Source organism: Hespellia stercorisuis DSM 15480, assembly GCF_900142165.1.
GTDB lineage: Bacteria > Bacillota > Clostridia > Lachnospirales > Lachnospiraceae > Hespellia > Hespellia stercorisuis.
The window spans coordinates 22,711-45,093 of sequence record NZ_FQZY01000031.1 but is presented as its reverse complement, the minus strand read 5'-3'; the positions used below and the strand labels follow the sequence as shown (position 1 = coordinate 45,093).

At 47.0% G+C, this 22,383-nt stretch carries 20 protein-coding genes and 1 other annotated feature; of the genes, 17 read left to right on the top strand and 3 right to left on the bottom strand.

The genetic code is table 11. The features are described from left to right. Positions 1-60 precede the first annotated feature (60 nt). Both BUB85_RS11470 and BUB85_RS11465 read right to left on the bottom strand, forming a co-directional pair. Positions 61-435 (bottom strand): DUF3783 domain-containing protein, encoded by a 375-nt coding sequence (locus BUB85_RS11470; RefSeq protein ID WP_242945409.1) that lies wholly within the window; start codon positions 433-435, stop codon positions 61-63. Between the two features lie 114 nt (positions 436-549). Beyond that, positions 550-1,203: an HAD family hydrolase gene (locus BUB85_RS11465; protein WP_073110505.1), complete on the bottom strand. Its 654-nt coding sequence runs from the start codon at positions 1,201-1,203 to the stop codon at positions 550-552. 205 nt (positions 1,204-1,408) lie between these two features. On the opposite strand from BUB85_RS11465, the gene BUB85_RS11460 reads away from it, so the two are divergent. From BUB85_RS11460 to rpoC, 14 genes are all read left to right on the top strand, one after another. After that, entirely contained in the window at positions 1,409-2,962 is a 1,554-nt protein-coding gene (locus BUB85_RS11460) for a DUF975 family protein (RefSeq protein ID WP_073110502.1), read from the top strand. Positions 2,963-2,979: 17 nt separating this feature from the next. Continuing rightward, positions 2,980-3,702 (top strand): ABC transporter ATP-binding protein, encoded by a 723-nt coding sequence (locus BUB85_RS11455; protein WP_278319592.1) that lies wholly within the window; start codon positions 2,980-2,982, stop codon positions 3,700-3,702. Positions 3,703-3,707: 5 nt separating this feature from the next. Then, on the top strand, positions 3,708-5,516 hold the full coding sequence (locus tag BUB85_RS11450) for an efflux RND transporter periplasmic adaptor subunit (RefSeq protein ID WP_073110500.1): 1,809 nt from the start codon (positions 3,708-3,710) through the stop codon (positions 5,514-5,516). A 15-nt stretch (positions 5,517-5,531) separates the two neighbouring features. Further along, positions 5,532-6,782, top strand: a complete 1,251-nt coding sequence (locus BUB85_RS11445) for an ABC transporter permease (RefSeq protein WP_073110498.1) — start codon at positions 5,532-5,534, stop codon at positions 6,780-6,782. A gap of 118 nt (positions 6,783-6,900) precedes the next feature. Further along, a complete protein-coding gene (locus BUB85_RS11440; RefSeq protein ID WP_073110496.1) occupies positions 6,901-7,275 on the top strand; it encodes a hypothetical protein in 375 nt (124 codons plus the stop codon). 218 nt (positions 7,276-7,493) lie between these two features. Further along, on the top strand, positions 7,494-7,643 hold the full coding sequence (gene rpmG, locus BUB85_RS11435; protein WP_073110493.1) for a 50S ribosomal protein L33: 150 nt from the start codon (positions 7,494-7,496) through the stop codon (positions 7,641-7,643). 22 nt (positions 7,644-7,665) lie between these two features. After that, positions 7,666-7,866, top strand: coding sequence for a preprotein translocase subunit SecE (gene secE, locus BUB85_RS11430; RefSeq protein WP_073110491.1), 201 nt, complete (start codon positions 7,666-7,668; stop codon positions 7,864-7,866). Between the two features lie 33 nt (positions 7,867-7,899). Further along, positions 7,900-8,418, top strand: coding sequence for a transcription termination/antitermination protein NusG (gene nusG / locus BUB85_RS11425; RefSeq protein ID WP_073110489.1), 519 nt, complete (start codon positions 7,900-7,902; stop codon positions 8,416-8,418). 66 nt (positions 8,419-8,484) lie between these two features. Next, positions 8,485-8,910, top strand: coding sequence for a 50S ribosomal protein L11 (rplK, locus tag BUB85_RS11420; protein WP_073110487.1), 426 nt, complete (start codon positions 8,485-8,487; stop codon positions 8,908-8,910). Positions 8,911-8,971: 61 nt separating this feature from the next. Beyond that, entirely contained in the window at positions 8,972-9,664 is a 693-nt protein-coding gene (rplA, locus tag BUB85_RS11415; protein ID WP_073110485.1) for a 50S ribosomal protein L1, read from the top strand. Positions 9,665-9,767: 103 nt separating this feature from the next. Then, positions 9,768-9,905, top strand: a sequence feature (ribosomal protein L10 leader region). Between the two features lie 59 nt (positions 9,906-9,964). Beyond that, positions 9,965-10,519: a 50S ribosomal protein L10 gene (gene rplJ, locus BUB85_RS11410; protein ID WP_073110483.1), complete on the top strand. Its 555-nt coding sequence runs from the start codon at positions 9,965-9,967 to the stop codon at positions 10,517-10,519. 62 nt (positions 10,520-10,581) lie between these two features. Beyond that, positions 10,582-10,959 (top strand): 50S ribosomal protein L7/L12, encoded by a 378-nt coding sequence (gene rplL / locus BUB85_RS11405; RefSeq protein ID WP_073110481.1) that lies wholly within the window; start codon positions 10,582-10,584, stop codon positions 10,957-10,959. Between the two features lie 223 nt (positions 10,960-11,182). Beyond that, a complete protein-coding gene (gene rpoB, locus BUB85_RS11400; RefSeq protein WP_073110478.1) occupies positions 11,183-15,043 on the top strand; it encodes a DNA-directed RNA polymerase subunit beta in 3,861 nt (1,286 codons plus the stop codon). Between the two features lie 12 nt (positions 15,044-15,055). Beyond that, positions 15,056-18,679 (top strand): DNA-directed RNA polymerase subunit beta', encoded by a 3,624-nt coding sequence (gene rpoC / locus BUB85_RS11395; RefSeq protein WP_073110475.1) that lies wholly within the window; start codon positions 15,056-15,058, stop codon positions 18,677-18,679. 138 nt (positions 18,680-18,817) lie between these two features. On the opposite strand, the gene deoC is transcribed toward rpoC, so the two are convergent. Then, entirely contained in the window at positions 18,818-19,471 is a 654-nt protein-coding gene (gene deoC, locus BUB85_RS11390) for a deoxyribose-phosphate aldolase (RefSeq protein ID WP_073110473.1), read from the bottom strand. A 165-nt stretch (positions 19,472-19,636) separates the two neighbouring features. On the opposite strand from deoC, the gene BUB85_RS11385 reads away from it, so the two are divergent. The 3 genes from BUB85_RS11385 to cdd all read left to right on the top strand — a co-directional run bounded on the left by BUB85_RS11385 (position 19,637) and on the right by cdd (position 22,371). After that, on the top strand, positions 19,637-20,446 hold the full coding sequence (locus BUB85_RS11385) for a DeoR/GlpR family DNA-binding transcription regulator (RefSeq protein ID WP_073110470.1): 810 nt from the start codon (positions 19,637-19,639) through the stop codon (positions 20,444-20,446). Positions 20,447-20,649: 203 nt separating this feature from the next. After that, the gene (locus tag BUB85_RS11380) at positions 20,650-21,834 is read left to right on the top strand and encodes a phosphopentomutase (RefSeq protein ID WP_073110420.1); all 1,185 of its coding nucleotides are present in this window, start codon (positions 20,650-20,652) and stop codon (positions 21,832-21,834) included. 111 nt (positions 21,835-21,945) lie between these two features. Beyond that, positions 21,946-22,371 (top strand): cytidine deaminase, encoded by a 426-nt coding sequence (gene cdd, locus BUB85_RS11375; protein ID WP_073110417.1) that lies wholly within the window; start codon positions 21,946-21,948, stop codon positions 22,369-22,371. The last annotated feature ends 12 nt before the right edge of the window (positions 22,372-22,383 follow it).

The window sequence follows — 22,383 nt, the reverse complement described above, 5'->3', positions numbered from 1 at the left end:
ATCTATTGAGACGGGAATCGGGCAGAAGTGGAGTGAGATGACCGTAGCTGTCTGGAAAAATTAACGGGATTCATTCATGGCTTCATGCTCCTGCCGGATTTCACTAAAACACTGGAGCGGAGTCCAATGCTGGTTTGTGGGCGTCAGAATAGCCTTGTAGGGGAGCGGACCGGTACCGCTTCTTCGCAGACTGCCGAGAATCTGTTCCAGCTTGTGGTCATCGATAAAGGCGAAGACCAGCATGGTATCGGAGAGCTTACTGGCCGGTTCCGGTGATTCATCGGCCGGTGCGCGTTCCACGTCACCTAATCCGGCGAGTGTGCCGAGTGTCTGTTCATAATCCTTTGCTTCAAAACGCAGCATGCGGACCTTGGCAGGAAACAGTGCCATCTCGATCTTGAGCAGTCGGTCGCGGGCTGGCGGGTTGAATATCATCACGGTTTCTTTCATGAATTATATCTCCTTCTCGTTATCTTGAATTTTGGGTGACTAAAAAATATATCAATGTACATTCTCTCGGACTCTGTTTCGGTTTGTGAGAGAACGCTTTTAGTGCTCCAGAAAGATGCGCAGCTCCTCTGGCCGGTCGATGAGCACGGTAGGGTGGAGCGCCTCCAGCGCCTTCCGGCTGCGAAAGCCCCAGCTCACCAACGCGCAGTCTATTCCGGCGTTATCAGCGGTGAGCTTGTCCACCTCGGAATCTCCCACATAAAGTGTGTTATCCTTTTTCATGTGAAGCGCGTCCAGAGCGGCAAACACTGTGTCGGGAGCAGGTTTGCGGTTTACGGTGGGCTGTTCGCCGATTGCGATTGAAATCTGGGATGCAAAGTATAATTCGGACAATGCATTGACGGCGGCATGGTTTTTGTTGGAGACAATGGCCAGTGCATAACCGGACTCCTTCAGGAAATCCAAAAGAGGCAGGATTCCATCATAAGCACTGGTTTTGATCTGACAGTGTTCCGTGTAATATGCACGGAAACGCTCAAATGCCTCCTCAAACAAAGGATTTTCTTCACCGTCCGGGAGTGCAAGCGCCAGAAGACGGCGCAGCCCGTTCCCGACAAAACAGCGAACCTCCTCCAGCGTCCGTTCGGGATAGTGATAATAGTTCAGAATGTAGTTCACACCGTCCATCAGATCGTCCAGTGTATTCAGCAGGGTGCCGTCTAAATCAAATATGATAGTATCGTATTTTTTCATATCATAAAACCTCCATTAATAAAATAATAAAATCCGCGTTTCGAAATACAGAATAATCCGAACAGCAGGACACTGCTTACAGTATACACCGGGAGGCGCGCAAATGTAAATATCCGACAATCGATAACGTGCAATAAAAGGAATTGTACAGAATACTTTATTGTGGTAAACTAATGCGTAGAATAAAGATAAGGAAACAGAAAAAATGTGGACAAGACGTGGGGTTAAATCGAGGGCAAAATCCTCTGTAAAAAGTAATTATCTGCGAATGATAGCAGTGTGTTTTGTGGTGGCGGTTCTTGCAGGAGCCTATAGTTCTTCCACGCAGATTCTGCGCACAAACACAGAAACTCCGCAGGATCCGGGGATTACAAAGTACGTCGAAGAAACGATCCAGAAAAAAACGGGAGTCGGAGTGAAAAATGTTCTGGTCGTGAGTACGGCGGAAACTCTGATCAACCGCTACCTGGGTTCGTTCTCCCTGCTTGCCATCTCGGCGGAGGCGGTGGATGATTACATGGAACACAACTTTACCCTCACCTTTATAGTGCTGCTGTTTGGGATGGTAATCAGTGTGTTCTACTGGCTCTTTGTGAAGAACATTCTGCTCATCGGTGAAAAACGTTTTCTGATGGAGACTCGGATTTATCACGAGAGTCGGATCAACCGGATTTTTTATCTGTACCGGTCCAAGGTGGTGAAAAATCCAGCGTGGATTATGTTTTGCAAAGCCTGGTTCCAGTTCTGGTGGAGCCTGACGATCGTGGGAGGGATCATAAAGCATTACGAGTACTACATGATTCCGTTCATCGTCGCGGAGAATCCGACAGTGGATCGAAAGACTGCGTTTGCAATGTCCAAAAAGATGATGCGGGGGAATAAATGGCGCATGTTTGTTCTTCAGATCTCGTTTTTCTGGTGGCATCTGCTGGGGCTCTTTACATTTGGACTTCTGGATATTTTTTTCCTGAATGCATACACCAGCGCGGCTGAGGTAGAAGTCTATATGGAGCTTAGAAGAAAGATGCTGGAGCTTCGTAATACAGACAACCGGGTCTTTGTGGATAAATATCTGGACCGGATTCCATCTGAGGATGAGGTGCTGATCAGTATATTGATGCGCGATGACGAGAAAATGCCTAACATGAAGCCTTACATATATGAACCGGACACATATCCCGCTTTTTTGTACGGGAGAAAATCCAGATGGCATGAAGTGGTGGCGGTGGTGGATGGCAATCGGCCATACCATATCACATCCTATATCCTGCTTTTCTTTATGGTCTCTGTGCTGGGGTGGGTATTCGAGGTGCTGATAGAACTTGGCAGGGAAGAAAAGTTCCAACTGATCGGTCTGCTGCATGGGCCGTGGCTGCCGCTTGTCGGTCTCGGTGCGGTTCTCGCGGTGGTATTGTTTCGCCGATGGATGAAAAATCCCTGGATCACGTTCGGTCTGATCACTCTGTTTTATACGGTGCTGGAATATCTGGCAAGTCTGTATTTCGAAGTGGTGGAGGGCACAAAACTCTGGGACTTCAGTGGATACTTTCTGCAGATTAACGGAAGAGTGTGTCTGGGTGTTTCGGTGGCATCCGGCCTCTTAGGCTGTGCATTTCTCTATTATGCAGCACCGAAGATGGATGACTTTCTGGGGCGCTTTTCACTGCGAAAAAAAAGAATGCTCTGTATGGTTTTATGTGCTATGATAATGGTGGATGTTATTGTTGTGATTGCTTTGGAATTAAGAGGAATTGTATGATGTGAGGAGGATGCTTTTTGGAACAACCATTGATCAGGGTGAAAAATATAAAAAAAATATACAACCCGGGGGAAAATGAGGTGCGTGCACTTGACGGCGTTTCGCTGGATATCCATCCGGGCGAATTTGTCGCAATCGTGGGACATTCGGGTTCCGGAAAATCCACATTGATGAATATGCTGGGGTGTCTGGATGTACCGACTTCCGGCAAATACTATCTGCACGGTCAGGATGTATCAGAGCTTGAAGATAACCAGCTGTCCGAAATCCGGAACAAGGAGCTGGGGTTTATATTTCAGGGGTTCAATCTGATTTCAAATCTTGATGCAAGAGGCAATGTCGAGCTCCCGCTGATTTACAGAAGACTGGACAAAGCGAGCCGGAGAAAGCTTGCAGAAGAAGCGCTGCGCAAGGTCGGACTGGGAGAAAGAATGAATCATAAGCCTTCGGAGATGTCCGGAGGACAGCAGCAGAGAGTTGCGATCGCAAGGGCGATAGCGGCGCGGCCGCCGGTGATTCTGGCGGATGAACCAACGGGAAATCTGGATTCCAAATCCTCGGAAGACATTATGAAAATACTGATGGCACTTTCAAGGTCCGGGCGGACTGTCATCATCATCACGCATGACGATGACATTGCAAAGCAGGTAAAAAGAGTGATCCGGATTAAGGATGGAAAGATAGAGAAAGATTATCTGAATGAGAACGGGCAGTCTGAGCTGGGAGAGCGGGAGGAGTAATTGACATGTTTGGAAAGAGGATGGAAAAGAAAAACACGGAAAATTTAGAGAAAGAAGCATTGACCGAGGAGGAAACGATGGCTGCATCCGGCAGCGGGCTGGAAACAGAAGTTTCTGAGAATACCAGGGATGATGAAATTGAGTTGGATGAGGATTTTTTTGACATGGAGGAAGAGGAGAATATACCTCCGAAGAAGAAAAAGCTTCCGGTGTGGATGATCATCCCGGCTGTTGCGGTCATAGGGCTGGCGTGCTGGGCAATCAACGGCACGGCGAAAAAAACGGATACGACAACAGAGCTGAGTACCACGAAAGTTGAGCAGGAGGATATCAAGGAAACATACAGTATTTCCGGAACTGTGGGGAGTGGAAAAACAAAGGTATACTACTCACCGGTGAATGCACCGGTCCTTACCCTGAATGCGAAGGTGGGAACGACGGTGAAGGCCGGGGATGTGCTGGTTTCTTTTGATACCACGAATCTTGAACGGGATAATCAGAAAAGCCAGATGCAGGAGCAGCTTACGCGGCTGGGGAATCAGGACACCCTGAATCAGGCGGCCCGGGCACAGGAGAAAGAAGCGCAGATGAAGGCAGAGGCGCAGGCGACGGCACAGGATGCGGCGAATGCACAGAAGCAGGCAGCGATTGATGCTTATAATGCAGTGATCGATCAGCAGAATGCACTGGTGGACGGTCTGAATGCCGCAAGAACAGCGGCAGAGCAGGAAAACATAGAAAACCAAGAAAATAGTCCTGCAGCAACCAAAGCACAGGAGCAAATTCAGGAAAACAACAGTCAGATAGAGATTGATAATGCGCGGATCGCGATCATCCAGCAATATACGGAGATGGGGGAAGATGCGTACGAAAAAAGCGAGGCAAGGAAGACGGAAAAGAAGACCTTTGCGCAGCTGAAGGAAGAAAGCGATAATCTGACCAGCGATGTAAATCAGAGAACGATTGACAACAGAACACAGCAGAAGATCGTGGATGAACATCCACTCAGCAGCGCGGCGAATGAGGCGTATGCTGCGCTGCAGGCGCAGTACGATGAACTGGGTGCGCAGATTGCAGCGGCAGCAGATGTAATGAACAATATCAGTACCGATGTACCGGCTGACAATGGAACGACATCCAGCGCTATCTCATCGGAGCAGATTCAGACGATGCAGATCAATGAAGATCTCGCAGCTATGACGACCTATACGGCGGAAGAGCTGGTGCAAAAAGGCAGAGATGGAATGAGAGCGGAATTTGACAGTATCGTTGCGGATGTGAAAGCGGCTGCCGGAACGGATGCGGTTCAGGGAGGCGAGATGTATACTCTCGCAAGTCTGAACGACATGTATGTGACGCTGGGGGTTCCAACCGCCGATTTTGACAAGGTGAAGACAGGGCAGCCTGCTGTGATAACGCTGGGCGATAAAGAATACAAAGGTACGGTGGATTCGGTCAGCCAGATTGCGACTGCGAACGAAAAAGGCGTATCTACCATTGCGGCAAGAGTGAAAATTACGAATGCGAACGGCGGGATCATTATAGGGGTTCCGGCGAAAGTGGTCATATCTGTCGCAGAAGAAAAGAATACGCTGGTGCTCCCGAATGATGTGGTAAACACCAACACAAAAGGTGATTTTGTCTACGTCATCGAGAACGGAACGGTGTTGGAGAAGTCCGTGGAGATAGGGATTACTTCAGATTCAAAGATTCAGATCCTGAAGGGCCTCGAAAAAGGGGATGAGGTGGTTTCTGACACCTCGGGAAATGTCTCGGAAGGAATGAAGGCTAAGGCAAAAGCAGCATCAAAATAGAGGAGAAGAGCAGATATGGGACAGATTGGTGAATATATAAAAATGGCTCTGGATAATATTCGCTCCAACAAGGGACGATCCGTTTTGACTATGCTGGGTATTATCATAGGAATTTCGTCCGTGATCACGGTTGTGTCTATTGGAAACGGCGTCCGTACCTCGGTAGAAGATGAAGCTTCTGATACGGTGATGCCGATTTCGCTTCAGGTTAATACGGAGAACACGACAAACACCGAGCTGATTACGGCCGATGACCTCGCCGCGGTGGAGAATGGTCTGGGCAGTCAGATTTCATATGGATATCTTGCGGTAAACGGAGATGGCGGATTTGTGGAAACACGAAAAGGAAAGCATACCCTGTATCCGATGTTTACCATACCGGAATACGACAAGACCTCGCGAGAAAACAACCGGGTGTTTCGGGGGGCGTACTTTACAGAGGAACAGCTGAAGAATGCGAATCCGGTTGCGGTGATTGACAAAGCAGGAGCGCAGGCACTCTTTGGGACTACGGATGTTGTCGGAATGAACATAGAAGTGACCATCAACAATGCAATCCAGACGGTAACAATCTGCGGGGTCAGAGATGCGTCGGACGAGGACATGGAGGCATCCAGACAGGTTGCAGAGCTGTTTGGAGAAGCCATCACAGTTTCGCTGGAGATGCCGTATACGGTTTCGGAATTGTTTGGAAAGAATATAGGAGGCTTTAGCAGTATCACGGTGCAGCCGGCGAAGAATGCGTCTAAAACACATATTACAGAAGTGATGAACACCATCCTGACAAAAAGACACGCAAACGATGGAAAAGATCTGTTTACAAAAGCGGCGGACCTTTCCGGATTTACGAATTATGCCAGCGGTATCATCAATACAGTCACGGCATTTGTGGCATTCGTGGCGGGAATTTCACTGCTGGTCGGCGGAATCGGAGTCATGAATATCATGCTGGTGTCTGTGACCGAGAGAACACGGGAGATTGGAATCCGGAAAGCACTGGGAGCCAAAACGTCATCGATTGTCGCGCAGTTTTTGTTTGAGTCCGCGATCATATCGGGACTGGGAGGTATAATCGGAATCGTGCTTGGGATTGGGATGGCGATGCTGCTGTCAACGCTCAAAGTAGCGGGACTGACTGCCAAGGTGTCCATTCCATCGGTGATCATTGCCACGTTGTTTTCCTGCGGTGTCGGAATCGTGTTCGGAATCTATCCGGCGCGCAAGGCGGCAAAGCTGAGCCCGATCGAGGCGCTGCGCCAGATGTAGAGGTCGTCGGCAGGCGGCGAAGCAGATTTTTGCGTATCCGCTTTATGGAGTGGTGAGGCAGATCTGAAAAGGACTGCTTTACAATATAACCTTAAAAAAGTCTAAAGGAGGAGAGAAAATGTTACAACAAACAAAATTTTTAAAAGTGATGTCGATTATCGTGTTGGTTTTCAGCGCCTTTTCTGCAATCGGAGTGGTCATTCTTATCGCGGCCAATCAGATGATACAGCCGGTGATGGAGAAGGCTGGTGTGGATAACTGGCAGGTGTCTGTTGCACTGTCCATTGTTTCCGTTATTGCAGCCATTGTCGGAGCTGTCACCGGATTGATAAGAAAATATGCGAAGGTGACGATGATCTGTGCGGGAATTTACGTGGCCATCTGTGTGATCAGTCTGATCATGCTGGCTGTGGCGGGAACATTTACGCCCGTATCGCTGATAGACCTGGTCGTTCCGCTGCTTTTTGCGTGGTCTGTTTATCAGGCAATGTAAGAATGGAGATATAACGATAAAGAAGAGAAAAGGCTTGACTTCCACGGGCAGAACATGATACAATGCTCTAGCGAATGGAAGTAGGTCTTTTTTTTATGCCTAAATTTTGACGGCTTCGCAACCGTCAGGAAATCCACTGAAATCCGCTGAAAATGCAGGCGTTTCAGGAGGGTGGATCGTAACACGTTAAATAAGAATTATAAAGCGAGGTGGAAGTTGTGCGCACAAGAATCACATTGGAATGTACAGAATGTAAGCAGCGGAACTACAATATGACAAAGGATAAGAAAAATCATCCGGAACGTCTTGAGACAAAGAAGTATTGCAAGTTCTGTAAATCACACACAATGCACAAAGAGACGAAATAGTCGTTGAAAGGAAGTGGATGTTATGGGCGAAGCAAAAGAAAAAACTCAGAAGAAAAGCTGGTTTAAGGGACTTCAGGCTGAGTTTAAAAAAGTGATTTGGCCAGATCAGAAGACACTTGCGAAGCAGACAGCGGCAGTCGTTGGGGTATCCGTATTTTTGGGAGCATTGATATCAGTTATTGATGTCATCTTAAAATACGGTATCGACTTATTGGTTAAATAGTAACTGGTAGGCGCGAGCAGGAAGGGTGATTTTATGTCAGAAGCAAAATGGTACGTTGTTCATACCTATTCCGGGTATGAGAACAAAGTAAAAGCGAACATTGATAAGACAATCGAAAACAGACATTTAGAAGACCAGATTCTTGAGGTCAGAGTTCCCATGCAGGAAGTCGTTGAACTTAAGAATGGAGTCCAGAAGGCAAGTCAGAAAAAGCTGTTCCCGGGCTATGTGATGATTCATATGATTATGAATGATGACACATGGTACGTGGTACGCAACACTCGTGGAGTGACCGGCTTTGTAGGACCTGGATCAAAACCTGTACCGCTCTCTGACGAGGAGATGATGCCGATGGGCATCCAGCAGGACAATGTCGTGGTTGACCTTGAAGTGGGTGACACCATCACCGTATTGAGCGGCGCATGGGAAGGCACGGTTGGAGCAATCCAGTCCATGAATCCACAGAAACAGAGTTTGACGATCAATGTTGAGCTGTTCGGTCGTGAGACACCGGTAGAATTAAGTTTCACAGAAGTCCGCAAGATGGACTAAAACATTAACAGTTATTCAGACAGTGGGAGGGAAATTCCCGCCAATACCACAAGGAGGTAATTAGAAATGGCAAAAAAAGTAGAAGGTTATATTAAATTACAGATCCAGGCTGGTAAAGCAACACCAGCACCACCGGTAGGTCCAGCACTTGGACAGCACGGTGTAAACATCGTTGAATTTACAAAACAGTTCAATGCAAAAACTGCTGACCAGGGAGATCTGATCATTCCTGTAGTTATCACAGTTTACAATGACAGAAGTTTTAGCTTCGTAACAAAGACTCCGCCGGCGGCTGTTCTGATCAAGAAAGCCTGCAACATCAAATCTGGTTCAGGTGTTCCGAACAAGACAAAGGTTGCGACAATCACAAAAGCACAGTTACAGGAAATCGCTGAGACAAAGATGAAAGATCTGAATGCAGCGACTATCGAGTCTGCTATCAGCATGATCGCAGGAACCTGTCGTTCAATGGGTGTAACAGTAGAAGACTAAAACATAAATTCAAAGACGTGGGAGGGAGATTCCCGACAATACCACAAGGAGGTTATTTAATATGAAACACGGAAAGAAATATACAGAAGCTGCCAAGTTAATCGAAAGAGGAAACCTTTACGATCCGGCAGAAGCAGTTGCATTGGTTAAAAAATCTGCAGTAGCAAAATTCGACGAGACAGTTGAAGCACATATCAGAACTGGCTGTGACGGACGTCACGCTGACCAGCAGATTCGTGGTGCGGTTGTACTGCCACACGGAACAGGTAAGAAGACACGTATCCTTGTATTTGCAAAAGACGCAAAAGCTGAGGAAGCAAAAGCTGCCGGAGCTGATTATGTTGGAGCAGACGATCTGATTCCAAAGATTCAGAACGAGAACTGGTTTGAATTTGATGTTGTTGTAGCTACACCGGACATGATGGGCGTTGTTGGTCGTCTCGGACGTGTACTTGGACCAAAAGGTCTGATGCCAAACCCGAAGGCCGGAACAGTAACCATGGACGTTACGAAAGCAATCAACGAGATTAAAGCAGGTAAGATCGAGTATAGATTAGATAAAACAAACATTATCCATGTGCCAGTAGGTAAAGCTTCATTTACCGAGGAACAATTAGCGGACAACTTCCAGACGCTTATGGATGCAATCAACAAAGCAAAACCGTCTACGTTAAAAGGACAGTACCTTAAGAGCGTAACACTTACATCTACCATGGGACCTGGTGTGAAAATCAACCCGATGAAGGTTCAGTAATCAGAATACTTCAGGATGTGAGAAGTCCAGGATTGCGAACAGAGTGATCTGGACTGCGGAAATGTAAAAAAGTGATTGACATTGCATTTATAAAATGTTAATATAGTTAAGCAATTGACTGCCGAAGACAGTAGGTGCCGTAAGGCATAAGGTGAATACGCCTACCGAGGAACAGCAAATTCATAAACATTGAATTTTGAACCTCTGTGTCTGTCGGACACGGAGGTTTTTCTAAATCTGGTCTCTTTCAGAGATCATGGCAGTGCAGCAACAAAATAAATAAGGAGGTGCACAAGACAGATGGCAAAAGTTGAATTAAAGCAACCAGTAGTAAATGAGATTATCGAAGACATCAAGGACGCACAGTCAATCGTATTGGTAGATTACCGTGGATTGACAGTTGCAGAAGACACAGAGCTTCGTAAACAACTCAGAGAAGCTGGTGTTACTTACAAGGTTCGTAAGAACACAATGATGAAGAGAGCTTTTGAGGGAACAGAATTTGCAGCATTGGACGAGCATTTAGACGGACCAAGCGCAATCGCAATCGCAAAAGAGGATGCAACAGCTCCAGCAAGAATTCTTTGCAGCTTTGCTAAGACGGCAAAAGCTTTGGAATTAAAAGCAGGTGTCGTTGACGGAGTAGTTTATGATGTGGCAGGGTTGACAGAATTGTCTACAATCCCATCAAGAGAAGTATTACTTTCCAAGTTACTTGGAAGCATTCAGTCTCCAATCACAAACTTTGCTCGCGTGATCAAACAGATCGCAGAGAAAGATGGCGAGGCAGTTGTAGCTGAGGCAGCTACAGAAGAAACACCGGCAGTTGAAGAAGCTCCGGCAACAGAAGAGTAGAATACCTGGTAGGAACTCTGTTTGTTTAAACAAAATTAATTATAATAATGGAGGAAATTAAAATGGCTAAATTAACAACAGCTGAGATGATCGATGCGATCAAAGAGTTATCAGTATTAGAATTAAATGAATTAGTAAAAGCATGTGAAGAAGAATTTGGTGTTTCTGCAGCAGCAGGCGTAGTAGTTGCAGCAGCAGGTGCAGCAGGCGGAGAAGCAGCAGAAGAGAAAGACGAGTTCGACGTTGAGTTGACAGCAGTTGGATCTTCAAAGGTTAAAGTAATCAAGGTTGTTCGTGAAGTAACAGGTCTTGGACTGAAAGAAGCAAAAGAATTAGTTGACGGAGCTCCTAAGGTAATCAAAGAGGGCGCATCTAAAGCTGAAGCTGAAGATATCAAAACTAAACTTGAAGGCGAAGGCGCAGAAGTTACACTTAAGTAATCAGGTTTATCAGAAAGGCCGATTTTGTAATCGGTCTTTTTTCTGCGAATAGGTGTTGACAAACAGAAGAGCTTTGTGTTATAGTTGATAGTGCACTATTGTGGCGAGGTATGCCATCATTGTGCATGAAAACAGCTATAGCCAAAGCTTTTTTCATAGTATCAGAAACTTTTCACAGGCAAAGCTGCCTATAGTAAAAAAATATATGAGGAGTGAAACGTCAATGGAGAAAAACAGAATTCGTCCCATCACAACCGGAAAAAGCTCACGAATGAGCTACGCCAGGCAAAAGGAAGTATTGGAGATGCCTAATTTAATTGAGGTTCAGAAGGATTCCTATCAGTGGTTTCTGGATGCCGGATTAAAAGAAGTGTTCGATGATATCTCCCCAATCGCTGATTACAGTGGTCATTTCAGCTTGGAATTCGTAGATTTCACATTATGTGAGGATGATGTAAAGTACACCATCGAGGAGTGCAAGGAACGCGATGCAACATTTGCGGCACCATTGAAGGTGAAGGTAAGACTTTACAATAAGGAAAATGATGAGATAAACGAGCATGAGATCTTTATGGGAGATCTTCCACTTATGACAGCAACAGGCACGTTTGTAATCAATGGTGCCGAGCGTGTTATCGTAAGTCAGTTGGTTCGTTCGCCTGGTATTTATTATGGAATTGCCCATGATAAAATCGGTAAAGAACTGTATTCTTCTACTGTGATCCCAAACCGTGGAGCATGGTTGGAGTATGAGACTGATTCCAATGACGTATTCTATGTCCGTGTAGATAGAACAAGAAAGGTACCGATCACTGTGCTGATCCGTGCACTTGGTATTGGTACAAATGCAGAGATCATCGAATTATTCGGTGAGGAACCTAAGATTCTGGCCAGCTTCGGCAAGGATACCGCCGAGAATTACCAGGAAGGTCTGTTAGAGTTATATAAGAAGATTCGTCCGGGCGAGCCGCTTGCAGTTGACAGCGCGGAGAGCCTGATTACGAGTATGTTCTTCGACGCGAGACGTTATGATCTTGCGAAGGTAGGACGTTATAAATTCAACAAGAAGCTTGCGCTGAAGAACCGTATTTCAGGACAGGCACTTGCAGAGGATGCTGTCAGTCAGCTGACTGGTGAAGTGGTAGCGGAAAAAGGAACAGAGATTACAAGAGAAATTGCCGATCAGATTCAGAATGCGGCAGTTCCTTTCGTGTGGGTTGAGGGAGAGGATGAATCCCGCAACATTAAGATCTTATCCAGCATGATGGTCAATCTTCGCTCGGTTGTCGATATCGATCCGGATGAAGTCGGCGTGACAGAGCTTGTTTACTATCCTGTACTTGCCGGATTACTGGAAGAGACAGCAGGTGATATTGACGAGCTGAAGGACGCGATCCGCAAAAACATTCACGAATTGATTCCGAAGCACATCACAAAAGAAGATATTCTTGCTTCTATTAATTATAATATGCATTTAGAGTATGGTATGGGCAACGAGGATGATATCGATCATCTGGGCAACAGACGTATCCGTGCTGTTGGAGAACTGCTCCAGAACCAGTACAGAATCGGTCTGTCCAGACTGGAGAGAGTAGTCCGTGAGAGAATGACCACGCAGGATCAGGAAGGGGTCTCCCCTCAGTCACTGATCAATATCAAACCGGTGACGGCGGCAGTGAAAGAATTTTTTGGTTCTTCACAGCTGTCACAGTTCATGGATCAGAACAACCCCCTGGGTGAGCTGACACATAAGAGACGTCTGTCTGCGTTGGGACCAGGTGGTCTGAGCCGAGACAGAGCCGGATTCGAGGTTCGAGATGTACATTATTCTCATTATGGAAGAATGTGCCCGATCGAGACGCCTGAGGGACCGAACATCGGTCTGATCAACTCGCTTGCAACTTATGCAAGAATTAACCAGTATGGTTTTGTAGAAGCGCCTTACCGCATGATTGACAAGACAGATGCGGAAAACCCGGTTGTAACAGACAAAGTTGTCTACATGACAGCGGACGAGGAAGACAATTATCACGTGGCACAGGCGAATGAGCCATTGGATGAGCAGGGACATTTCCTTCATAAGAATGTTTCCGGTCGTTACCGCGAGGAGACACAGGAGTACGAGAAGAGCAAATTCGACTACATGGATGTATCTCCGAAGATGGTATTCTCAGTTGCAACAGCACTGATTCCTTTCCTGGAGAATGACGATGCGAACCGTGCTCTGATGGGATCCAACATGCAGCGTCAGGCTGTACCGCTCCTCACTACAGAGGCGCCGGTAGTCGGAACAGGTATGGAGGCAAAAGCAGCAGTCGATTCCGGTGTCTGCGCTGTCGCTGAGCAGGCGGGTGTGGTTGAACGTTCTACTTCAAAAGAGATTACGATCAGACACGAGGATGGAACAAAGAAGACATACAAGCTTACAAAATTCTTGCGTAGTAACCAGAGCAACTGTTATAACCAGAGACCGATCGTGTTCAAGGGAGAGAAAGTGGAAGCCGGACAGGTTATCGCAGACGGCCCTTCAACAGCCAACGGTGAGATCGCACTCGGTAAGAACCCACTGATCGGTTTCATGACATGGGAAGGTTACAACTACGAGGATGCGGTTTTATTAAGTGAAAGACTTGTACAGGATGATGTTTATACATCTGTTCATATAGAAGAATACGAAGCAGAAGCACGTGATACCAAGCTGGGACCGGAAGAGATCACCCGTGATATCCCTGGTGTCGGTGACGATGCACTGAAGGATCTGGATGAGAGAGGTATCATCCGCATCGGTGCGGAGGTTCGCGCAGGAGACATTCTGGTAGGTAAGGTTACTCCGAAGGGAGAGACAGAACTGACTGCTGAAGAGAGACTGCTTCGTGCAATCTTTGGAGAAAAAGCCCGCGAGGTCAGAGATACTTCTCTGAAGGTACCTCACGGCGAGTACGGTATTGTTGTGGATGCGAAAGTATTTACAAGAGAGAACGGCGATGAGCTGTCACCGGGAGTAAACCAGGCAGTTCGTATCTATATCGCGCAGAAGAGAAAGATTTCTGTCGGTGATAAGATGGCCGGCCGTCACGGTAACAAGGGTGTGGTTTCCCGTGTACTTCCGGTTGAGGATATGCCATATCTTCCGAACGGACGTCCGCTGGATATCGTTTTGAACCCACTGGGTGTACCATCACGTATGAACATCGGTCAGGTCCTTGAGATTCATCTGTCCCTTGCTGCGAAGGCACTGGGATTCAATATCTCCACACCGGTCTTTGACGGTGCAAACGAGATTGATATCATGGATACACTTGACCTTGCCAATGATTATGTAAATCTGGAATGGGAAGAATTTGTGGAGAAACACGGAAAAGAATTACTTCCTGAAGTATTGGAATATCTGTCAGAGAACAGAGAACACAGAAAACTGTGGAAGGGCGTACCGCTCAGCAGAGATGGTAAAGTCCGCCTGCGTGACGGAAGAACCGGAGAATTTTTCGACGGTCCGGTTACCATCGGCCACATGCACTATTTGAAACTGCATCATCTGGTTGACGACAAAATCCATGCCCGTTCAACTGGTCCTTACTCTCTTGTTACACAGCAGCCGCTGGGTGGTAAAGCCCAGTTTGGTGGACAGCGATTCGGAGAGATGGAGGTATGGGCACTGGAAGCATATGGTGCATCTTACACACTGCAGGAGATTCTTACGGTGAAATCGGATGACGTTGTCGGTCGTGTGAAAACATACGAGGCAATCATCAAGGGTGAGAATATCCCTGAGCCTGGTATTCCAGAGTCCTTCAAAGTACTGCTGAAAGAGCTTCAGTCTCTCGGACTGGATGTCAGAGTGCTCAAGGATGACAACACAGAGGTCGAGATCATGGAGAGCATCGATTACGGTGAAACTGACATGCGTTCGATTATCGAAGGTGACAACCGAAGATACCGCGACAATGATTCGGATGAATTTAAAGACCATGGCTTCAAGGAGCAGGAATTTGTCGATGAAGAACTGGAAGACGTCTTCGAGGAAGAGGAAGACGACGAGGAAGATGTAACTATCGAATTTGAAGAAGTATTAGACGAAGAATAGGAGGAGCCATAAATGCCAGCAGGAACAAATGAACAACAGTACCAGCCACTGACTTTTGACGCAATCAAGATCGGCCTGGCTTCACCAGAAAAAGTCTTAGAGTGGTCAAAAGGCGAGGTAACAAAGCCGGAAACAATCAATTATAGAACACTCAAGCCTGAAAAAGACGGCCTTTTCTGTGAGAAGATTTTTGGACCGAGCAAGGACTGGGAGTGTCATTGCGGTAAATATAAAAAGATTCGTTATAAGGGTGTCGTATGTGACCGTTGTGGAGTGGAAGTGACCAAGGCGACAGTGCGTCGTGAACGTATGGGTCATATTGCCCTTGCAGCACCGGTTTCCCATATCTGGTACTTCAAAGGAATCCCGAGCCGTATGGGACTGATTCTTGACATCTCTCCGAAGACTTTGGAGCGTGTACTGTATTTTGCTTCTTATATCGTTCTGGATAAGGGCGAGTCAGAACTGATGTACAAACAGGTTCTGTCAGAGGCAGAATATCAGGAGGCGAGAGAAAAATGGGGCGGCGCTTTCCGTGTAGGAATGGGCGCAGAGTCCGTAAAAGAATTATTAGAGAATATTGATCTTGAAAAAGAATATGTAGAATTACAGACAGGACTGGAAGGATCGACAGGACAGAAACGTGCGAGAATCGTGAAGCGTCTGGAAGTCGTAGAAGCATTCAGAGAATCGGGCAACAAGCCTGAGTGGATGATCATGACGGCAATCCCTGTGATCCCGCCGGATCTTCGTCCGATGGTTCAGCTGGACGGTGGACGTTTTGCCACCTCCGATCTGAATGATCTCTACCGAAGAATCATCAACAGAAACAACCGTCTGAAGAGACTGCTGGAGCTGGGCGCTCCGGATATCATTGTGCGCAACGAGAAGAGAATGCTGCAGGAAGCGGTAGATGCCCTGATTGACAATGGTCGTCGTGGCCGTCCGGTTACCGGACCTGGAAACCGTGCACTGAAATCCCTCTCAGACATGCTGAAGGGTAAATCAGGACGTTTCAGACAGAACCTGCTTGGAAAACGTGTGGATTATTCCGGACGTTCCGTTATCGTCGTAGGACCGGAGCTGAAGATCTATCAGTGTGGTCTTCCGAAAGAGATGGCAATCGAGCTGTTTAAGCCATTTGTTATGAAAGAGCTTGTATCGAACGGTACTGCTCACAATATTAAGAATGCGAAAAAGATGGTTGAGAGACTTCAGCCGGAGGTATGGGATGTCTTAGAGGGCGTCATCAAAGAGCATCCGGTTATGCTGAACCGTGCCCCCACGCTGCACAGACTGGGTATCCAGGCATTTGAGCCTATCCTTGTAGAAGGTAAGGCAATCAAGCTGCACCCGTTGGTTTGTACCGCGTTCAACGCCGATTTCGATGGAGATCAGATGGCAGTGCATCTTCCGCTTTCAGTAGAAGCACAGGCAGAGTGCCGTTTCCTTCTGTTATCGCCAAACAACCTTTTGAAACCATCCGATGGTGGTCCGGTGGCCGTTCCTTCACAGGATATGGTACTCGGTATCTACTATCTGACACAGGAGAGACCTGGTGCAGAGGGCGAAGGCAAGTTCTTCAAGAACCTCAACGAGGCAATCCTTGCATATGAGAACAAGATCATCACACTTCACTCACGCGTGAAGATTCGTGTGACTAAGACATTGCTCGACGGAACCGTGAAAACCGGAACCGTGGAATCCACACTGGGAAGATTTATCTTTAACGAGATCATTCCTCAGGATCTTGGATTCGTTGACAGAAGCATTTCCGAAAATGATCTGGCACTTGAGATTGATTTCCATGTAGGAAAGAAACAGGCGAAACAGATTCTTGAGAAAGTAATCAATGTTCATGGTGCGAACACGACAGCAGAAGTGCTTGACAGCATCAAGTCCATCGGTTACAAATATTCAACAAAGGCTGCTATGACCGTATCTATTTCCGATATGACCGTGCCGCCGGAAAAACCTCAGATGATCGAGGAGGCACAGAACACGGTAGACTTGATTACAAAGAACTACAAACGTGGTCTGATTACAGAGGAAGAGCGTTATAAAGAAGTCGTAGAGACATGGAAAGCGACGGATGATAAGCTGACCGAGGCACTGCTTACAGGTCTTGACCAGTACAACAACATCTTCATGATGGCCGATTCCGGAGCCCGTGGTTCTGATAAGCAGATCAAACAGCTTGCCGGCATGCGTGGATTGATGGCGGATACAACAGGTCGTACCATCGAGCTGCCAATCAAGTCAAACTTCCGTGAGGGACTTGACGTATTGGAGTACTTCATGTCAGCGCATGGTGCTCGTAAAGGACTTTCCGATACAGCACTCCGTACAGCCGATTCCGGATATCTGACAAGACGTCTGGTAGATGTTTCACAGCAGCTGATCATTCACGATACAGACTGTACTCCGGCAGGGGAAGAGATTCCGGGAATGTATGTAAAAGCATTCATGGAAGGAAACGAGGAGATCGAGAGTCTTCAGGAGCGTATTACAGGACGTTTCGCCTGCGAGGATATCAAAGATACAGAAGGCAATGTACTTGTAAAAGCAAACCACATGATCACACCGCGACGTGCGGAGCGTGTGATGAAGTATGGCGTAGATGCGAAGAACAAGCCGCTTGAGGAAGTGAAGATTCGTACCATTCTGACATGTAAGTGCCACGATGGTGTGTGTTCGAAGTGCTACGGTGCCAACATGGCAACCGGTGAGACCGTTCAGGTTGGTGAGGCAGTTGGTATCATCGCTGCGCAGTCAATCGGTGAGCCTGGTACACAGCTTACAATGAGAACATTCCATACCGGTGGTGTTGCCGGTGATGATATCACACAGGGTCTTCCTCGTGTCGAGGAGCTTTTTGAGGCAAGAAAGCCGAAAGGTCTTGCCATCATCACAGAATTTGGCGGAACAGCAACCATCAGCGATACAAAGAAAAAACGTGAGATTATTGTCTCCAACAATGAGACCGGAGAATCCAAGGCATATCTGATTCCTTATGGTTCCAGAATCAAGATCATGGACGGAGCAGAGTTAGAGGCCGGTGATCCACTGACAGAAGGTAGCGCAAACCCACATGATATTCTGAAGATCAAAGGACTTCGTGCCGTTCAGGATTACATGATTCAGGAAGTACAGCGTGTATACCGTCTGCAGGGTGTTGAGATCAACGATAAGCATATCGAGGTAATTGTGCGTCAGCTGCTGAAGAAGATCCGTGTGGAAGAAAACGGAGATTCCGAGTTCTTACCGGGAACACTGGTGGACGTACTCGACTTTGAGGACGTGAACAAGGCACTGATCGAAGAAGGAAAAGAGCCTGCAACAGGTGAGCAGATCATGCTTGGTATCACGAAGGCATCTCTGGCAACAGATTCCTTCCTGTCAGCGGCATCCTTCCAGGAGACGACAAAAGTTCTGACAGAGGCAGCAATCAAGGGTAAAGTCGATCATCTGGTCGGTTTGAAAGAGAATGTAATCATCGGTAAACATATTCCGGCTGGTACGGGTATGAAGAAATACCGCGATGTCAAGCTTGATAATGAACTGGCAATGGATGATGAATTTTCATTTGATGAAGAGCTGGATATGGACGAAGAACTCGTATTAGATGAAGAATAGAGAATAAGAAGAGTGATGGGGGACAGGCGAAAGCCTGCCCCCCATTTTCGGGGTAAAGAATAAGAAGAGTTAGAAACAAAAAGTGGAGACAGGTTGCATCCTGTCTCCACTTTTTGTTTCTAACTCTTCTCGAGATTCTTACTTTTCTGCTTTCATAATTTTGACAAGACGGCTGGTTCCCAGTCTGTCAGCACCCAGTCCCATGAATTTCTCTGCATCATCAAAAGAACTGATTCCTCCGGCAGCCTTGATCTTCACGTTCGGTCCGACATGCTTGGCAAACAGTTCGATGTCGGCGAAGGTGGCACCTGATGTGGAAAAACCGGTGGAGGTCTTGATGTAATCCGCGCCAGAAGCTGTCACCAGCTCGCACATTTTAATCTTTTCCTCTTCGGTCAGGAGACAGGTCTCGATGATGACTTTCAGAATCTTATCTCCGCAGATTGCTTTGAGAGACTTCATCTCATTTAAAACATAATCATATTCTTTTGCGCGGAGCGCTCCGATGTTGATAACCATGTCGATTTCATCCGCTCCGTTGTCCAATGCATCCTTTGTCTCAAATTCCTTGCACGCGGTGGTGTGGTTCCCGTTTGGAAAACCGATGACAGTGCAGACAGCCATCTTATCACCCAGATATTCCTTCGCCTGCTTTACGTAGCAGGGAGGGATGCAGACAGATGCGGTTCCGTATGTGACAGCATCGTCACAGATTATCTGAATCTCTTCCCAGGTGGACGGCTGCAGCAGAAGTGTGTGGTCTACTTTACTTAATATTGTTTTACGATCCATTTTAAAATTCCTCCTAAAGTTTGTTTGAAGTATAATAAATTATTCCTATGCGTAAATAGTAACAAAGAAAATGAGAATAGTCAACAACAAATAACAACAAACAACAACGTTTACAGTATGATCAGTATTTGTTATAATGTGAGCATATAAAGGAGCGTGGAGATCATGAGTATGGAAGTGAATATGTTTGCGGAAGAAAGAAAAAGCAGGATCGTGGAGATCATTGACAGGCAGGGGAAGATTGTTGTACCGGAATTGTGCGAGATATTCGGTGTTTCTGCCTCCACGATCAGGAATGATCTGCGGGAACTGGAGAATGAGAGACTGATCCGGCGTACTCACGGCGGGGCGATCAGTCAGTCGAAGGTGGGACGGGAGCCGCTGCCCACAAGTAAGGAGACAAAGATGGTCAGCCAGAAGGAGCAGATCGCGGGTGTGGCGAATGAGCTGGTGGAGGATGGCGACGTCATAGCGGTATCTTCCGGGACAACCATTTTCTCGTTTATAAAGACGCTTCAGAACAAAAAGGACCTGACGGTCATTGTGAATAACGTGCAGATGGCTGTCTGGCTGGAAGAAAACACAGACTTTACGGTGGTGATATTGGGAGGAATCCTTCGGCGCAAGTATCATTATGTTGTATCTCCGGTGAAGAGCGAGCTGCTGGAGCTGCTGAATATTGACAAGGCGTTCCTTTCCTGCAATGGAGTTCAGGCGGGAAGTGGAATTACGACTCCGGATATTGACACGGCAATGAATTACAGGAGGCTGGCGCAATCCAGCCAAAAGGTTTACGTGCTCAGCGACAGCAGCAAGATCGGAACGGTGACCTTTGCAAAAATTCTGGAGCTGGAGGATGTGACAGCGGTAATCACAGATGCGGGGATAGAGAAGACGGACCGGGAAACCATAGAATCGGCTGTGGAGGTCCTAATAGCAGGCGAAATGGGTGGGGAAGAAACTTTCGGCTGCTGATTACAGATCTTTTACAAAGTGAATTGGACATTATCACTAAAAACCCGAGTCCTTTTTCGGTAAAGGAGCTCTCTTTTTTGACTATAGTTACAAAGATAAAAAATAATGTAAAAAAAAGACTCTTGACCTTTTTTGAATTGTATAATTTGACTATAATTTCCTTACAGACAGCGAAAAATATATACAAATTTTGGAGGGGGAGAATGAAAATAAAAAGAATATTCCTGATTGTATTGGATAGTTACGGAATTGGAGAGATGTCGGATGCACGTGAATTTGGCGATGAGGGCTGTAATACACTTGGAACCATCGTGGCATCAAAAAAGTACAACACTCCTAATATGAGAGAAATTGGATTGTTCAACATAGAGAATGTGACTTGTGGGGAAAAGATATCAAGTCCTCTTGGCGCTTACGGAAGAATGGCGGAGGCGTCCCGTGGAAAGGACACGACCATCGGACACTGGGAGATCGCGGGGATTATTTCCGAGAAGCCACTCCCTACATATCCCGATGGCTTTCCGAAAGAGCTGCTGAGTGAGTTTGAACAGCAGACCGGACGGAGAACTCTGTGTAACAAGCCATATTCCGGTACGGATGTGATTCGCGATTATGGACAGCAGCATGTGGAGACCGGAGATTTGATCGTTTATACTTCGGCGGACAGTGTGTTTCAGATAGCGGCCCACAAGGATGTGGTTCCCATCGAACAGCTGTATGAGTACTGTGAAATCGCAAGGCGGCTTCTGACAGGGGAGCACGGAGTGGGCAGAGTGATCGCAAGACCGTTTACCGGAGAGCCTGGAAGCTTTACCCGGACAGCCAACCGGCACGATTTTTCGCTGGTGCCGCCCAAAAGGACGATGATGGACTGCCTGGTGGAACAGGGGTTCGATACTTACGGAATCGGGAAGATTTATGATATTTTTGCGGGAAAAAGCATTCAGCATACCCAGCGCATTCAGAACAACGCAGATGGGATGGAGAAGACCATAAAACTGCAGGATCAGGATTTCAACGGACTCTGCTTTGTGAATCTGGTGGATTTTGATATGCTGTACGGCCATCGCAATGATATAGAAGGATATGCGGAGGCGGCAGCGGAATTTGACAGACAGCTGGGAACCTTTATGGAGCGGATGCGGCCGGAGGATGTTCTGATGATCACCGCAGACCACGGATGTGATCCGGGATTTCGCGGGACGGACCACACCAGAGAGTACACGCCGCTCCTGATCTATGGGGAAGAGATCCTGTCAGACGTATCGCTGGGAACAAGAAGTTCCTTTGCAGACATTGCGGCGACGGTGCTGGATCTGTTCAATATAGAAGAAACTCTGGATGGGAGCAGCTTCAAGGATAAGATCGTGAGAAACACAGCAGAATAAGATTGAGAAAGAACAGAAAACAGAGACTGAAATATTAAGGCAGAAAAAATAAGAGAAAGAATTAGAGAAAGAAGAGCGTACAAATCAGATTTCGAAAAAGGAGGAGACGGGATGACAGATTGGAAAGGGCTGGTGGCGGAGGCCTATGAGGCCCAGAAAAGTGCCTACACTCCATATTCCCACTGGCAGGTTGGTGCGGCGCTGTTGGCGGAGAATGGGACAGTTTACCGTGGGTGCAACATAGAGAATGCTGCCTATACACCGACAAACTGTGCAGAACGAACTGCATTTTTTAAGGCTGTGTCAGAGGGAATAAGGAAGTTCAAAGCCATTGCGATCGTAGGAAATTGGGAAGGAAAAAAGCCGGGAGAGGGAGACTTCTGTGCACCCTGCGGCGTGTGCAGGCAGGTGATGCAGGAGTTCTGTAATCCGAAGGACTTTCAGATCATTCTCGGCAATGGACTGGATAACTACAGGGTGTACACACTGGAGGAGTTACTGCCGATGGGATTCGGCCCGGATAACTTACTTTCATGAGGGAGGGAACAA